We start from the raw sequence: 14,274 nt of genomic DNA, 5'->3' as shown, positions 1-14,274 counted from the left end.
GGTGCCCCCGACAGGCCGGTCGAGGAGGTGCTCGACGCCTTCCGGATAGCTTTTGAACGCCGGGAGGGCGTAGGTCGCGTGATCACCCTTGTCCGGGGCCGGCAGACGCGGGGGGTCGCGCAGGGCCTCGAAGAGCGGTCGGGCGGAGCTCGGCAGCATGCCGTGGTCGAGGTGGTGCCCGGCCGGACGGCGGACGAGGCGCTGGGCGAGTTCACCGCTGTCGGTCCCACGGTCCAGGATCATCGTGAGCCCGTAGTACGCGGTGCCACCGGCGGCCTCCTCGATGTCCTGCCGGCCCTGGACGACCGGTTCGCAGTCGTTGAGGAAGCCCTGCCTGGGCCTGAACGCCACGGAGCCGATCCACGGGTACCGGACGTGACCGACGGCGTCGACGTCCCGGCCCCGCAGGCAGACGAGGGTGTCGGGACGGGCGTCGCCCTCGTGCTCCGACGGGAACAGGCGGACCCCGCCCCGGGCCACCTCGACGAAGGCGGGGAATCCCGGCTCGAAGCGGTGCTCCCATCGCTTCGCGAAACCGAGGCGCTCGTACCACGCGACGGCCGTGGCCACGCTCTCGACCCGGAGGACCGGGATGACTGCCTCGTCCATGAGGCTCATCGTCGCAGACGCCGCGCGGGCTTCGAGCGGGCGGATCCACTGCCCCGGTCGGCCGTGCCGTTCACCGGGACGGCGACCCTGCCGGCTCGCCGCCCGCCTCTCCGCCATCGCCCTCTCCGGGGCGTGCGGCAAAGCGTCGGCGACGCCCACGGCCGGCGGGTCCGGACGGCCCTCCGACCGTGGGCGCCGGCGTCAGCGCTGGTTGAGCGGGAGGGCGATGTCGACGACCTGGCGGGCCGTCGGGAAGGCGCCGACGAGGGTGGCCTTCCCGGTGAGGAGATCGACCGCGTAGAAGCGCTGCTTGTTGTCGGTGTTCAGGGCCGCGAAGCCGTGGTTGGTGCCGTCGGAGGCCTTGTAGTAGATGTCGAAACCGGCCGAGGGGCCGGCGTTGACGCCGAGACCGCCGGTGGGGGCGAGGGTGCCGGCGTTGGCCGGGGACTGCAGCGAGACGCGGTCGTTGGTGGTGTCGACGTCGAACAGCGTGGTCGCGGTCGCCGCGTCGAGGTCGTTGTTGGTGTAGGCGGCACCGGTGACGCCGAGCGCCGTCGAGGGCGGGGTGGTGGGGTTGGTGAGGGTGCCGTCGGCGGTGGTGGTCCTCGGGGCGGCCGGGTCGTCGATGTTGTGGCGCAGGTTCTGGCCGGTGTCGCTGATGACCCGCAGACGGTTGGCGGCCGGGTTGAAGTCGACGCCGAAGTGCTTGCCCTGGAGGGCGACGGTCAGTTGCGAGACCTTCACCGCCACGGCCTTGTCGTCGACGGTGTAGACGCCGCCCTTGTCCCCGACGCCGTACAGCTTGCCGTTCTGGACGCGGAAGTCGATCCCGACGATCCTGCCGTCGCCCTTCAGGCCGCTGACCTTGCCCAGCGACCAGGTGTCGGACGGGTCGTGGACGTCGAAGCCGACCAGGCGCTGGTCGGTGGCCAGGCCGACGCCGATCAGGTCGTGGTGCGCGGCCCGGTCGTTCGGCGCGAAGGGGCCGGCGTCCCCTGTCCGCGCCGAGGCGAGTACGGGGGACACCAGGGAGGCGGCCACCGCGGCGGCGGCCACGGCGGTGGTGACGACTCGAGTACGCACGAGAGGACTCCGATCGGTCGGCGGCCCGCCGCGTCGGTGCGGCGGGTCCGGGAAGCCTTCGGAGACCTGCCGCGCCAAGGATCGGTCCAGAACGGAACAAAGACCCTGATGGGCTACAAAGTTCCTTTCGGTGTGCCGCTGTCACCGGCGCGCCACCGCCGAGGGCGCCCGGAGCCGGGCCCCCGCCGCCCGGTCCGGAAAAGCACGAGCGCTCCTCCCGGAGGTGCGGAAGACACCTCCGGGAGGAGCGCGGCGCGTCGATCGGTGCCCGGTCCGGATCAGGCGGGCCGGAGGGTCAGGAGGCGGGGGCCTTCTCGCCGGTCGGGGCGGCCAGGTCGGCCGGGACCTCGACGCCCCGGCTGGTCACGACGCGGGCGTTGCCCTCGGCGAGCGCGTAACCGAGGCCGACGACGGCGATGTCGCCCGCCGCGACCTGGTCGGAGAGGAGACGGGAACGGTCGAGCAGCAGGTCCACCGTGTGGCGGATGTGCTCGTCGATCACGTCGCTGTCCGAGGTGAGACCGGCGGTACGCGCGGCCAGGATGCTCGGCGTGACGCGCTCCACCACGTCGCGGACGAAGCCGCCCGCCGCGAAACCGTCCTCGACCGCCGCGCGGGCGGCGGCGACGGCGCCGCACGAGTCGTGGCCGAGCACGACGACGAGGCGGGCGCCGAGGACGCTGGTCGCGTACTCGATGCTCCCCAGCACCTCGGAGCCGAGCACGTGGCCCGCGGTCCGCACCATGAACAGGTCCCCGAGGCCCTGGTCGAAGATGATCTCGGCGGCGAGCCGCGAATCGGAGCAGCCGAGGACGACGGCGAACGGATCTTGTCCCGGGGCCAGCTCCGCACGGCGGGCCGCGTCCTGGTTCGGGTGCTCGGGCGCGCCCGAGACGAAACGCTTGTTGCCCGCCAGGAGGGCGTCGAGAGCGACGGAAGGAGAAGTTCTAGGCATGGCATCACCTTATGACCTGGCGTCGGCGTACCGGCACGTACGGCGGGTGACATGTGCCCGGTTGCGCGGACGGGACGGGGAGGGAGCGGCGGGCGGGGCGTCGCCCGGCTCATGCGTCTCACGCGTCGAGGGGGACGATGCCCAGGGGTTCGGTGGTGGGCTGCTGCGAACCGCCCGCGGGTTCGACGGTGATGCCGACGGCGACGGCGTCGCCGAGGGGGCCTTCGAGCAGGCGGGTCGCCGCCTCCCCGGTGCCGGGGAGCAGCCCGGCGGGCCGCAGATCGCCCGCCGCGACGGCGTACCAGAGCTCGTAGACCCGGTCGGAGGCCAGGGCCGGCAGGCCACGGGCGGTGAACGCCGCCCGGTTCTGGTCGCGGGAGACGACGACGGCGACGGCCGTCCCGTCGTCCAGCCTCTCCGAGTGGAGGACGGCGTCGGAGGCGGTGAGGACGTCGGCGAAGGCCGAACCGTAGCCGCGTGCCCGCTCCTCCGCCCGGGCGACCCCGGCGCGGGCGTCCTCGGCCCGGGAGTGCTGCCACACGGCGATGCCGCCGAGGGCGACGGCCGCGGCGAGCGACGCGGCCAGGACCATGTCCAGCACGCGCCTGCGGGGCCGTGGCGGGCGGGAGACGTGCTCCTGGCGGACGGTTCCGATGCGTTCGAGGATCCGCCGCCTGAGTTCGGGGGAGGGGGCGGCGCTCTCCGCGGACGCGAGCAGGGTCGTCGCCCGCCGGAGCTCCTCCACCTCGCCGCGACAGGCGTCGCAGCCCGCGAGGTGGTTCTCGAAGGCGGCCTCCTCGGCCGGGGAGAGGGCGTGGAGGACGTACGCCCCGACGTCGTCGTGCAGGTTCTCGTCGGCAGGCGTCATGACGTGCCCTCCAGACAGGCGCGGAGCCTGCGCAGGCCCGCGCGCATCCTCGACTTCACCGTTCCCGCCGGGGTCGACAGGGACCGGGCCACCTCCAGGCAGGTGAGTCCCTCGTAGTAGGCCAGCACGAGCGGGACCCGGTGGACGGGGGCGAGCCCGCCGAGGCAGCGGTACACGCGCCGGTACTCGTCCCGGCCCTCGACGGTCTCGGCGACCTCGTCGAAGGAGCGCGGGGAGGACAGCATCGCGGCGCGCCGCTCCCGGTCCGCGCTCGCCTGCGCGGCGCGCACCCGGTCGACGGCCCGGCGGTGGGCGAGGGTGAGGACCCACGTCCTGGCCGTGCCCCGTTCGGACCGGTAGCGGTCTGCGGTGCGCCAGACCTCGATCATGACGTCCTGCGTCACCTCCTCGGCCTGCGCGGCGTCCCGCAGGATCCGGCGGGTCAGACCCAGGACCGAACCGACGAGGGCGTCGTACACGCCGGCGAACGCCTCTTGGTCCCCGTCGGCCGAGCGGGTCAGCAGCTCCTCCACCTTCGCATCGGGCTCGTGTGCCTGCGGCACGCGCTGCTCACCGTCCTCCGTGTCGGTCGGCCGCTGTGCTGACGACGTGCCCCCGGTGCACGGGCGCCGTCCTTGCCCGACTCTGCCCGTGATCCCGTGCGGACGCCGTACGGCAGGGGCAATCGGGTGAGGGGCCCGGCGCCGGGCGGGGAGGGTCACGGCGGTCCGTCCGGTCCGACCCCGCCGGAGTCCAGATCGAGCGCGACGTGCAGGGACTTGCCCCCGAGGGCGGGGACCACCTTGATCCGGCCGCCGAGCCCGCGGATGAGGGGGAAGCCGAAACCGCCCCGCTCGTCTCCGGGCCCCTCCCACGACGTCCAGGGAAGTTCCTCGCTCCGGTCGGCGACGGCGATGTCGAGCAGCGCTCCGCGTACCGTCAGCGTCAGTACGCAGGGGCCGCGCGCGTGGCGGACGGCGTTCGTGACCAGCTCGGAGACGACCAGCACGGCTTCCGCCGTCCGGACCGGCCTCGTCCGGGAGTCCTCCAGCCAGCGCTCGGTGACGTGACGGGCGGTCGCCGGTGCCTTCGGGTCGTAGGGGAGGGCGACGCTGTGGCGTGTCGTGCCGGGTGACGGCATCGTGGTGATCATGACTGCCCCCTGAAGGGGATCGAGCCGGTGGGCACGGATGTGTACGGGGGATTCGGAGCCGCGCGGCCGCCGGATGTCGCGTCCGGTGTTTCGGGAGCGGTTCGCCCGCCGCGGTCGGGAAATTCTCCGGCGTCCGCTTCGTCCACGGTGCCTTCGGCTCCGAACCCCCCGTGTCCTGCACAGCGGGAACGGCGACCGGGGGCAGCCGTCACAGGACGGCTGCCCCCGGGTACGTCCGCCGGTTCCCGTACGTGTGCGCCGATGAGATTCGTTCGAAGGAGGTGGATCCGATGACCGCGTCCACCCGACTCCGCCGTCTGACGGCGGGCGCCGCGGCGTCCGGCCTGCTGGCCGGCGGTGCCGCGCTCGGCCTGTCGGGCACGGCGGCAGCCGTCCCGGCACCCGCGTCCGTCGCCACCGGCGTGGTGACGGTCGACCACCACGACCGGTGCGAGTGGAAGAAGGGCCACTGGGAGAAGAAGTGGGTCAAGGACCACTGGGAGAAGAAGGCCGTCTCCCACAAGACCTGGCACCCGGGCCATCACGACGCGCACGGGAAGTGGGTCAAGGGCTACTGGAGCCACGAGCACTCCTCCAAGTGGGTCTATGTTCCCGGCCACTGGGACCACACCTGGGTGAAGGGACACTGGGACTGCAGGCACCGCTGACGCGGAGCCCGGAGGTGGGGCCGGGAGCACGACTCCCGGCCCCACCTCCTCGTGGGGCGCGGCCGGTGCCGGGCCCGCGCGCCCGCTCGGCTACGCCAGCGGCCCGTCCGCGGCCGTGATCGGAGCGGGCAGGTCGCTGGAGCCCATCAGGTAGCGGTCCGCCGCGGTCGCGGCGGACCGGCCCTCCGCCAGGGCCCAGACCACGAGGGACTGCCCGCGCCCGGCGTCGCCCGCCACGAAGACCCCCTCCGGGACCGGGTCCGCCGCCCGCGCCGCGAACCCGGCGGTGCGGGCGAAGTTGCCGCGGTCGTCGGGGACGAGCCCGAGGGCCGCCGTGAGAGGCGTGCCGTGCCGGGGGCCGCGGAACCCCAGGGCGAGCAGGACCAGTTGGGCGGGCAGCGTCCGCTCGGTTCCCGGTCGCGGCGCCCTGTCCGAGGGGTCCACCTCCGTGAGGCGCACCGCCTCGACGCGACCGGCGGCGTCGCGCTCGAACCGTACGGCCGCCGCGCAGAACACCCTCGGATCGTCGCCGTCCCGGTCACGGGCCTCCTCGTGGGCGTGCGAGACGCGGTGGATCCTCGGGTGGACCAGCGGCCACGGCTCGTCCTCCCGACGGGACGCGCCCGCCATCGGTTTGACGTCCACGTGCACGACGGACGCGGCGCCCTGGCGCAGGGCGGTGCCGAGGCAGTCCGTTCCCGTGTCACCCCCTCCGATGATCACCACGCGTCTGCCCTCGGCCGTCACGGACGGCCGCGCGCGGTCGCCCTCGGCCACCCGGTTCGCCGCCGTCAGGTACTCCATGGCCTGGTGGACGCCTCCCGACTCCCTTCCGGGTACGGCGAGTTCGCGCGGCTCCGTCGCTCCGACGGCCACGATCACCGCGTCGTGCGCGCTCCTCATCGCGGTCGCGTCCAGATCGGTACCGACGTCGACGCCGGTGCGGAACCGCGTGCCCTCCTCCCGCATCTGCGCGATCCGCCGGTCCAGGTGCCGCTTCTCCAGCTTGAAGGCGGGGATGCCGTAGCGCAGCAGCCCGCCGACGCGGTCGGACCGCTCGAAGACCGTGACGAGGTGACCGGCTCGGGTGAGCTGCTGCGCCGCCGCGAGGCCCGCCGGACCCGAGCCCACCACCGCCACCGACCGGCCCGTCAGCCGCTCCGGCGGATGGGCGCGGACGTGACCCCGGGCCCAGGCCTCGTCGGCGATGGCCTGCTCGACGTTCTTGATGGTCACCGGTTCCCCGCCGAGCGCCAGGACACAGGCGTCCTCGCAGGGCGCCGGACAGACGCGCCCGGTGAACTCGGGGAAGTTGTTGGTCGCGTGCAGCCGTTCCGACGCGGTGCGCCAGTCGTCGTGGGCCGCGTACACGTTCCACTCGGGGATGAGGTTGCCGAGCGGACAGCCCCCGTGGCAGAACGGGACGCCGCAGTCCATGCAGCGACGGGCCTGCCCGGAGACCAGCGGCAGCAGGGCCTGGCCCGCGTACACCTCGTGCCAATCGCCGAGGCGTTCCCCGGAAGGCCGCGCGGGCACGGGCCGGCGGGGTGTGGTGAGGAAGCCGAAGGGGTCGGTCATGCCGCCCTCCGCAACGCTGCTCAGGGGTCCGGCAGGGGTCCTCCCAGCGTACGTCCGCGGCGCGGCACCGTCCGGGACGGGAGAAGTCCGGAGTGATCTTCGTCGATCCGGGAGACGGCAACGAATCACCCGTACGACATCCGACGCGGCTGCCAGGTCCCGATCCGGGGAGTTCTCCCATGACACAGAAGTCGCTCGACGCCGAGCCTCGCGAGAGCACCGGCACGCAGGAGGCACTGGCCCGGCTGCTCGCGGACGTCGCCCATCTGGACGACGTGCCCCTCGACAGCCACTTCTTCGACGAGCTGGGTACGGACTCCCTGGTCATGGCGCACTTCTGCGCCCGGGTGAGGAAGCAGGGCGGCCTTCCCGACGTGTCGATGAGGGACGTCTACCGGCATCCGACGATCAGAAGCCTGAGCACGGTCCTCGACGGCGACGGACCGGCTCCCGCCGTCGCCGCAACGGTCGCCGCCCCCGAGACCCGCCCGCCCGGCCCCGAGCCCCCGCCGGAGCGCCGGCGCCAGGTGCTGTGCGGTGCGCTGCAACTGCTGTGCTTCGTCGGCTACGCCTTCCTCCTCGCCCTCGTCACCGCCCGCGGCTACGACTGGATCTCCACCGGCGCCGGCCTCTGGAACGACTACCTGAGGTCGGTCGTGTTCGGCGCCGTGGCCCTGCTGGTCCTGTGCACCCTGCCGGTCGCCGCGAAGTGGGTCCTCATCGGCCGCTGGAAGCAGCGGCAGATTCCGGTCTGGAGCCTCGCGTACGTCCGCTTCTGGCTGGTCAGGACACTGATACGGGCGAATCCGATGGTCCTGACCGTCGGCTCCCCGCTCTACGTCCTCTACCTCAGGGCCCTCGGCGCGCGGATCGGACGCGGAGTGACCGTCCTCTCCCGCAGCGTGCCCGTGTGCACCGACCTCCTGACGGTCGGCGACCGCACGGTCATCCGCAAGGACGTCCTGTTCGGCTGCTACCGCGCCCACGACGCCGCGATCGAGACGGGCACGGTCACCCTCGGGCGCGACGTGGTCGTCAGCGAGGCGACGGTCCTCGACATCGGCACGTCGATGGGCGACGGGGCACAGCTCGGCCACGCGTCCTCGCTCCACCGGGGCCAGCACGTGCCCGACGGCGAGCACTGGCACGGGTCACCGGGCCAGCCGACGGACGCGGACTTCCTGGCGGTGGCTCCGGCCCGCTGCGGAGCGGTACGGCGTGCGGGCCACGGCGCCGCCCAGGTCGTCATGGCGCTGCTGGTGTTCGCACCGCTCGCCGTGGGATGCCTGGACGTACTCCTCGCGAAGGCCCCGCAGGTCACGACGGCCCTGGAACCGGGGCCCGCCGCACTCGCCGACTGGGTCTTCTACGCCGACCTGATGCTGGTGACGGGCGTCGTCTTCTTCGGCGGCGTCCCGATCGCCCTGATCACGCTGGCCGTCGTTCCCCGTGTCCTCGGCCGGTTCGTGACCCCGGGCCGGGTCTACCCCCTGTACGGCGTCCACCACGCGGCACACCGGGCGGCCACCCTGCTGACCAACAGAAGGTTCATGACGCGCCTCTTCGGCGACAGCTCCGCCGTGGTGCACTACCTGCGCTGGATCGGCTACGACCTGTCCGCCGCGGAACAGACCGGCTCGAACTTCGGCACCGCGGTCAAGCACGAGAGCCCCGTGCTGAGCTCCGTGGGCCGGGGGACCATGGTCGCGGACGGGCTGTCGCTGATGAACGCCGACTACTCCAGTACGTCCTTCCGCGTGACCCGTACCACCATCGGAGCGCACAACTTCCTCGGCAACAGGATCGCCTACCCCTCCCGGGGCAGGACCGGCGACAACTGCCTCCTGGCGACCAAGGTCATGGTTCCCGTCGACGGCCCGCTCCGGCACGACGTGGGCCTGCTCGGATCACCGAGCTTCGAGATCCCCCGCTCGGTGGCGCGGGACGGCACCTTCGACGCCCTCGCGCAGGGCGAGGGCCTGCACCGCCGCCTGCTCGCCAAGAACCGGCACAACGCCGCCACCATGGCGTGGTTCCTGTTCACCGCCTGGCTCTACTTCTTCGCGGTCACCCTCCTCTACGCGGGAGCGGCCGACCTGTACGCCCAGTGGGGCGTCACGGCCATCGCCCTTGCCAACACCGCGCTGCTGCCGTTCACCGTCCTGTACTACGTGCTGATCGAACGCCTGGTCACGGCGGCGCACCCGCTCGGACCGCTCTTCTGCTCGATCTACGACATCCGCTTCTGGCGGCGCGAACGGTACTGGAAGGTGCCGTCGGAGACGTACCTGCAGGTCCTGAACGGCACCCCGTTCAAGCCCCTCGTGTGGCGACTGCTCGGCGTGCGGATCGGCGCGTCGGTGTTCGACGACGGCTGCAGCCTGACCGAGCGGACCATGGTCACCCTCGGGGACGGCTGCACCCTCAACGCGGGCAGCGTCGTCCAGTGCCACTCGCAGGAGGACGGCACCTTCAAGTCCGACACCAGCCGGATCGGCGCCGGCTCCACGCTCGGGGTCGGCGCCCTCGTCCACTACGGCGCCACGGTCGGCGACGGTGCCCACCTGGCGGCGGACTGCTTCCTGATGAAGGGCGAGACGGTCCCCGACCACGGGCGGTGGTCGGGGAACCCCGCACGACCGACCGCCCCGGAGCACGACACCCAGGGAGACGAACGGCGATGACGGAACGACCGACCGCGGACGCACCGCCCGCGCGCACCTCTGCCGACCACCCGCACACCCCCGCCGACCACCCGCACACCCCCGCCGACCACCCGCACACCTCCGCCGGTCACACGTTCACGACCGTGCCGAGGTGGGCCCCCGACCCGGTGCCCGGCACCGCGGAGCACACCGCGACGCCCCTCCCCGGCCGGACGGCCGACGCGCTGCGCGCCCGCGCCGCCGCGTCCGGGGTGCCGGTCGCCGCCGTCCTCCTGGCCGCCCACGCGAAGGTGCTCTCCGCGCTGTCCGCCGACGCCGAGGTCACGACCGGCTACCTGCCCCCGGGCGCGCACCGCCCGACGGCCTGCCGACTGACGGTCGGGCCCGGCACCTGGCGCCACCTCGTCGAGGAGGCCCACCGCGCGCTTCCGCTCCCGCCCCCCGCGGAGCGGCGGGACGTCGACGGGTTCCCCGGCACGCCGCCGGACGTCGTGTTCGACCCGTCCGGGAACGGACACGCGCCGGACGGTACGGCGCTGTGCGTGAGCATCCCCGAGGACGACCCGGGCGTCCTGCGCCTGCGCTACCGCACCGACGTGCTCGACGGCGCCGCAGCCGCCCGCATCGGCGGCTACCACCTCCGCGCGCTCGAACGGATCGCCACCGCCCCCGAAGAGCACCACGAACGCCGCACCCTGCTGTCCGCCGAGGAGATCCGGTTCCAGACCGAGGAACTCGCCGGTCCCTCCCGGCCGCTCCCGGACCGCCGCTTCCACGAACTGTTCGAGGAACGGGCGCGCGAGCGGCCCGATGCCGTCGCGGCCGAGCACCGCGGCACGCGCTGGACCTACCGCGAACTGAACGAACGGGCCAACCGCCTGGCCCGGGCCCTGCTCTCCGGGGGACTGGAGCCCGAGGACGTCGTCGCCGTGGTCACCGGCCGCACGCTGCACTGGATGGCGGCGGTGATCGCCGTCCTCAAGGCGGGCGGCGCCTACCTGCCCATCGACCCCACCTATCCGCCCGGGCGCATCGCCGCGATGCTCACCCGCTCGGACTGCGCCCTCGTGCTCACGGAGCCCGACGCCTCCCGGAACCTCGACCGGGCCCTCGAAACCCGGCCCGGCACGCGCACGCTGCTCGTCCCCGCCGTCGCCGGGAGCACCGCCCGCGCCGACGACCCCGCCGTCCCGGTGGCGGCGGACCAACTGGCCTACGTCTACTTCACCTCCGGATCCACCGGTGAACCCAAGGGCGCCCTGTGCGAACACGCCGGCATGCTCAACCACCTCCTGGCGAAGATCGAGGACCTCGGCATCGACGAGGGCCACGTCGTGGCGCAGACCGCGTCGCAGTGCTTCGACATCTCGCTGTGGCAGCTCCTCGCCGGGCCCCTGGCCGGCGGGCGGACGCTCCTCGTCGAGCAGGAGGCCGTCCTCGACGCCGACAGGTTCCTCGACACCGTCGCCGACGGCCGGGTCACGGTCCTCCAGGTCGTCCCGTCGTACCTCGACGTCCTGCTGTCCGCGCTGGAGCGCACGCCCCGCCGACCGGCCGACCTGCGTTGTGCGTCGGTCACCGGAGAAGCGCTGCACAAGGGCCTCGTCCGGCGCTGGTTCGCCGCGCTGCCCGGGGTCCCCCTGGTCAACGCCTACGGGCTGACGGAGACGTCGGACGACACCAACCACGAGGTGATGACGGGCGTGCCGGACGGCGACCGGATCCCCCTGGGCCGGCCCGTGGCCAACGTACGGGTCTACGTGGTCGACGACGACCTGGTGCCGGTTCCCCTCGGGGCCCCCGGAGCCGTCGTCTTCTCCGGGGTCTGCGTGGGTCGCGGCTACGTGAACGACCCCGAACGCACCCGGGACTCCTACCTCCCCGATCCGTACCACCCCGGGCAGCGCCTCTACCGCGGAGGGGACTTCGGTCGCTGGCTGCCGGGAGGGAAGCTCGAGTACCACGGACGTCGCGACGCCCAGGTGAAGGTCCGCGGGTTCCGCGTCGAGATCGGCGAGGTCGAGAGCGCCCTGCTGCGGCTTCCCGGAGTCCGCGACGGCGCCGTCGTCGTCACCGGCGAGGAGGACCACGCACGGCAGTTGGTGGCGTTCTGCACCGGCCGGCGGCCACTCGCGGAGGGCGCGCTTCTCCGGCGACTCGGCGAACTGCTGCCCGCCTACATGGTCCCGGCCGCCGTGCACTGGCGGCAGGCGCTGCCGCTCACCGCCAACGGCAAGGTCGACCGCCGGGCCCTCGGCGCCCTCGCCCGGAGCCCCGGCCGGTCCGACGACGGACACCGCCCGACCCGTACGCCGACCGAGCGGCGGCTCGCCACGGCCTGGGCGCACGTCCTCGGCGTCCCGGGCGAAGGCATCGGCCGGCAGGACGACTTCTTCGACCTGGGCGGCACCTCCCTGTCCGCCGTGCGCCTGGCCGTCGCCCTGGACCGTGCCGTCTCCCCGCGCGATCTGACCGCGCATCCCGTCCTGGCCGACCTGGCCGCCCTGATCGACGAAAGGGCCCGCCGGTCCCCGGCGGGCTCCGAGACCGCTCGCGCCGCCGCACTGCCGGCGACCTCGTGAACCACGCACCGATGGAGAGGAACGACATGCTGTCCGCACTGTTCCGCAAGCCGCAGACACCGGAACCCACGGCGATCCACGAAAGCGCGGCGCCCCCGAACCCGGCCGCCTGGCCCGACTCCTACCGCAAGGAGCTGCTCGACCGAGTCGCCGAGCACGGCGCGGTCCTCGTCGGCGGACTGGACCTGCGAGGCGCGGCCGACGCCGAGACGGTCGTCCGCAAGCTGACCGACCGGCCCGTGCGGGAGACGGAGGGCTTCGCACCCCGCGAGACGCGCGGCGAAGGCCTCTACTCGTCGGCCACCTGGCCCGCCAACCAACCGATGTGCATGCACCACGAACTGAGCTACGCGCGCCGCTGCCCCCGACTGCTGCTCTTCGCCTGCCTGGAACCGCCGACCGGCGGCGGAGCCACGGCGCTCGCGGACGCCGCCGCCGTCCTGGAGGCCCTTCCCGCCGACCTGGTCGAGCGCTTCGAGGAGGAGGGCTGGCTGCTCGAACGCTCCTACAACGGCGAGATCGGCGCCACCCTGCCCCAGGCGTTCGGCACCGAGGACCGCGGAGCCGTCGACGCGTACTGCCGGACCCACGACATCGAGACCGCCTGGCAGCCCGACGGGACGCTGCGCACGCGCCAGCGGCGCGCCGCGGTCGTACGGCACCCGGTCAGCGGCCTGCGCTGCTGGTTCAACCAGATCGCCTTCCTGAACGAGTGGACCATGGCCCCCGAGGTACGGGAGTTCCTGATCGAGGAGTACGGCCCGAACGGCCTGCCCTTCACCACGCGCTACGGCGGCGGCGACCCGGTGCCCCGGGACGTGGTCGAACGGATCAACGAGGCGTACGAGGGGGCGACGGTCCGCCGGCCGTGGCGGGCCGGCGACCTGATGATCGTCGACAACCTGCGCACCGCCCACGGCCGGGAGGCGTACACGGGGCCGCGGGACGTCCTGGTGGCCATGGCCGAACCGATCGACCCGGTCGATCCGCCGTCCCCGGACCGGCCGTCGAGGAGGACCGAGTCATGACCGCTTCCGTCGCCGCACCCGTGGTGCCGCCGTTCGCCGTGGTCCCCGGACGCCAGGTCAAGGAAGTCCTCCGGGGCCGGGAGAGCGCCGTGACGCGGGTCGTCGAGGACACCTACCGGCTGCACGCCGCCGGACACACCGTCAACCCGCCCTCCTCCTTTCTCCGGTTCACCGACCGGCCCGCGTCGCGCATCATCGCCCTCGCGGCCTCCCTCGGAGGGGACGAGACCCGAGTGGACGGCCTCAAGTGGATCGCGAGCTTCCCCGGGAACGTGAGGTCGGGCATCCCCAGGGCCTCGGCCGTGCTCATCCTCAACGACCCCGCCACCGGCTACCCCTTCGCCTGCATGGAGAGCTCGGTCATCAGCGCCGCCAGGACCGCCGCGTCCGCGGCGTCGGCGGCCGACCGGCTCAGCCAGGGCCGGCCGCGGCCCACCCGCGTCGGGTTCGTCGGCACCGGCCTGATCGCCCGTTACATCCACACCTACCTCGCCGGCACCGGCTGGACGTTCGAGCACACCGGCGTCCACGACCTGTCGGCGGACAGCGCGGCCGGCTTCCGGCTCTACCTGGAGCAGGCGGGGAACACCGGACCCGTCACCGTGCACCGCGACGCCGAGACGCTCATCCGCACCAGCGACCTGGTGGTCTTCGCGACCGTCGCCGGCCGGCCGCACGTCACCGAGGCCTCGTGGTTCGACCACAACCCCCTCGTGCTGCACATCTCGCTGCGCGACCTCGCGCCCCAGGTCCTGCTGTCCGCGACCAACATCGTCGACGACGTCGAGCACGTCCTCAGGGAGTCGACCTCACCCCACCTCACGCAGCAGTTGACCGGCAACCGGGACTTCCTCCACGGCACGCTCGAGGACGTCATGGCCGGACGCGTGACGCCACCGCCGGACCGCCCCGTGATCTTCTCGCCCTTCGGGCTCGGAGTCCTCGACCTGGCCGTCGGCAAGTACGTCTACGACGAGGTGGCCCGGTCCGGCCGACTGCTGCTCGTCGACAGTTTCTTCGACGAACTGAACCGCTACGGATGAGGCGGTCCCGTCCTGCCGGACCCTTCGGCCGGACTGTCCGA

General features: G+C 73.2%; 11 protein-coding genes and 1 pseudogene. 5 read left to right on the top strand and 7 right to left on the bottom strand.

Translation table 11 applies throughout. The features are described 5' to 3' along the window. Positions 1-381: 381 nt before the first annotated feature. From ACFYNX_RS01660 to ACFYNX_RS01635, 6 genes and pseudogenes are all read right to left on the bottom strand, one after another. Positions 382-609, bottom strand: a pseudogene (locus ACFYNX_RS01660) (glyoxalase superfamily protein); the annotation flags it as partial. Between the two features lie 201 nt (positions 610-810). Then, positions 811-1,692: a DUF4394 domain-containing protein gene (locus tag ACFYNX_RS01655; protein WP_388656490.1), complete on the bottom strand. Its 882-nt coding sequence runs from the start codon at positions 1,690-1,692 to the stop codon at positions 811-813. Positions 1,693-1,987: 295 nt separating this feature from the next. Beyond that, the gene (locus tag ACFYNX_RS01650) at positions 1,988-2,647 is read right to left on the bottom strand and encodes a carbonic anhydrase (protein ID WP_388656487.1); all 660 of its coding nucleotides are present in this window, start codon (positions 2,645-2,647) and stop codon (positions 1,988-1,990) included. A gap of 118 nt (positions 2,648-2,765) precedes the next feature. Continuing rightward, on the bottom strand, positions 2,766-3,515 hold the full coding sequence (locus ACFYNX_RS01645) for an anti-sigma factor domain-containing protein (protein WP_388656484.1): 750 nt from the start codon (positions 3,513-3,515) through the stop codon (positions 2,766-2,768). Continuing rightward, a complete protein-coding gene (gene sigK, locus ACFYNX_RS01640) occupies positions 3,512-4,078 on the bottom strand; it encodes an ECF RNA polymerase sigma factor SigK (protein WP_365540613.1) in 567 nt (188 codons plus the stop codon). Before sigK ends, ACFYNX_RS01645 begins: the two co-directional genes overlap by 4 nt. 155 nt (positions 4,079-4,233) lie before the next feature. Next, on the bottom strand, positions 4,234-4,668 hold the full coding sequence (locus ACFYNX_RS01635; protein WP_388656481.1) for an ATP-binding protein: 435 nt from the start codon (positions 4,666-4,668) through the stop codon (positions 4,234-4,236). Between the two features lie 290 nt (positions 4,669-4,958). On the opposite strand from ACFYNX_RS01635, the gene ACFYNX_RS01630 reads away from it, so the two are divergent. Further along, entirely contained in the window at positions 4,959-5,336 is a 378-nt protein-coding gene (locus ACFYNX_RS01630) for a hypothetical protein (RefSeq protein WP_388656478.1), read from the top strand. Positions 5,337-5,426: 90 nt separating this feature from the next. Here the strand turns inward: ACFYNX_RS01630 and ACFYNX_RS01625 are convergent, their stop codons facing one another. Further along, positions 5,427-6,914 carry a glutamate synthase subunit beta gene (locus tag ACFYNX_RS01625; RefSeq protein WP_388656475.1) on the bottom strand — a complete coding sequence of 496 codons (1,488 nt, stop codon included), beginning with the start codon at positions 6,912-6,914 and terminating at the stop codon, positions 5,427-5,429. Positions 6,915-7,093: 179 nt separating this feature from the next. Here ACFYNX_RS01625 and ACFYNX_RS01620 point away from each other — a divergent pair, with 179 nt between their 5' ends. From ACFYNX_RS01620 to sbnB, 4 genes are read left to right on the top strand one after another with little or no spacing between them, the layout of a single operon-like run. After that, entirely contained in the window at positions 7,094-9,598 is a 2,505-nt protein-coding gene (locus tag ACFYNX_RS01620) for a Pls/PosA family non-ribosomal peptide synthetase (protein WP_388656472.1), read from the top strand. Continuing rightward, entirely contained in the window at positions 9,595-12,162 is a 2,568-nt protein-coding gene (locus ACFYNX_RS01615) for an amino acid adenylation domain-containing protein (RefSeq protein ID WP_388656470.1), read from the top strand. Before ACFYNX_RS01620 ends, ACFYNX_RS01615 begins: the two co-directional genes overlap by 4 nt. Positions 12,163-12,188: 26 nt before the next feature. Continuing rightward, positions 12,189-13,190: a TauD/TfdA family dioxygenase gene (locus ACFYNX_RS01610; protein ID WP_388656467.1), complete on the top strand. Its 1,002-nt coding sequence runs from the start codon at positions 12,189-12,191 to the stop codon at positions 13,188-13,190. Further along, on the top strand, positions 13,187-14,233 hold the full coding sequence (gene sbnB, locus ACFYNX_RS01605; RefSeq protein WP_365540620.1) for a 2,3-diaminopropionate biosynthesis protein SbnB: 1,047 nt from the start codon (positions 13,187-13,189) through the stop codon (positions 14,231-14,233). The genes ACFYNX_RS01610 and sbnB overlap by 4 nt, the downstream gene beginning before the upstream one ends. Positions 14,234-14,274 lie beyond the last annotated feature (41 nt).

The sequence above is a fragment of the Streptomyces sp. NPDC007872 genome, assembly GCF_042868165.1.
Lineage (GTDB): Bacteria > Actinomycetota > Actinomycetes > Streptomycetales > Streptomycetaceae > Streptomyces.
The sequence above is the reverse complement of the archived record's forward strand: the minus strand, read 5'-3'. Positions and strand labels throughout refer to the sequence as shown.

Excerpts from the sequence above, each read along its gene's own strand:
- sbnB (WP_365540620.1), top strand. The coding sequence starts at position 13,187 with ATGACCGCTTCCGTCGCCGCACCCGTGGTGCCGCCGTTCGCCGTGGTC.
- ACFYNX_RS01620 (WP_388656472.1), top strand. The coding sequence starts at position 7,094 with ATGACACAGAAGTCGCTCGACGCCGAGCCTCGCGAGAGCACCGGCACG.
- ACFYNX_RS01645 (WP_388656484.1), bottom strand. The coding sequence starts at position 3,515 with ATGACGCCTGCCGACGAGAACCTGCACGACGACGTCGGGGCGTACGTC.
- ACFYNX_RS01650 (WP_388656487.1), bottom strand. The coding sequence starts at position 2,647 with ATGCCTAGAACTTCTCCTTCCGTCGCTCTCGACGCCCTCCTGGCGGGC.
- ACFYNX_RS01610 (WP_388656467.1), top strand. The coding sequence starts at position 12,189 with ATGCTGTCCGCACTGTTCCGCAAGCCGCAGACACCGGAACCCACGGCG.
- ACFYNX_RS01625 (WP_388656475.1), bottom strand. The coding sequence starts at position 6,914 with ATGACCGACCCCTTCGGCTTCCTCACCACACCCCGCCGGCCCGTGCCC.
- ACFYNX_RS01615 (WP_388656470.1), top strand. The coding sequence starts at position 9,595 with ATGACGGAACGACCGACCGCGGACGCACCGCCCGCGCGCACCTCTGCC.
- ACFYNX_RS01630 (WP_388656478.1), top strand. The coding sequence starts at position 4,959 with ATGACCGCGTCCACCCGACTCCGCCGTCTGACGGCGGGCGCCGCGGCG.
- ACFYNX_RS01635 (WP_388656481.1), bottom strand. The coding sequence starts at position 4,668 with ATGATCACCACGATGCCGTCACCCGGCACGACACGCCACAGCGTCGCC.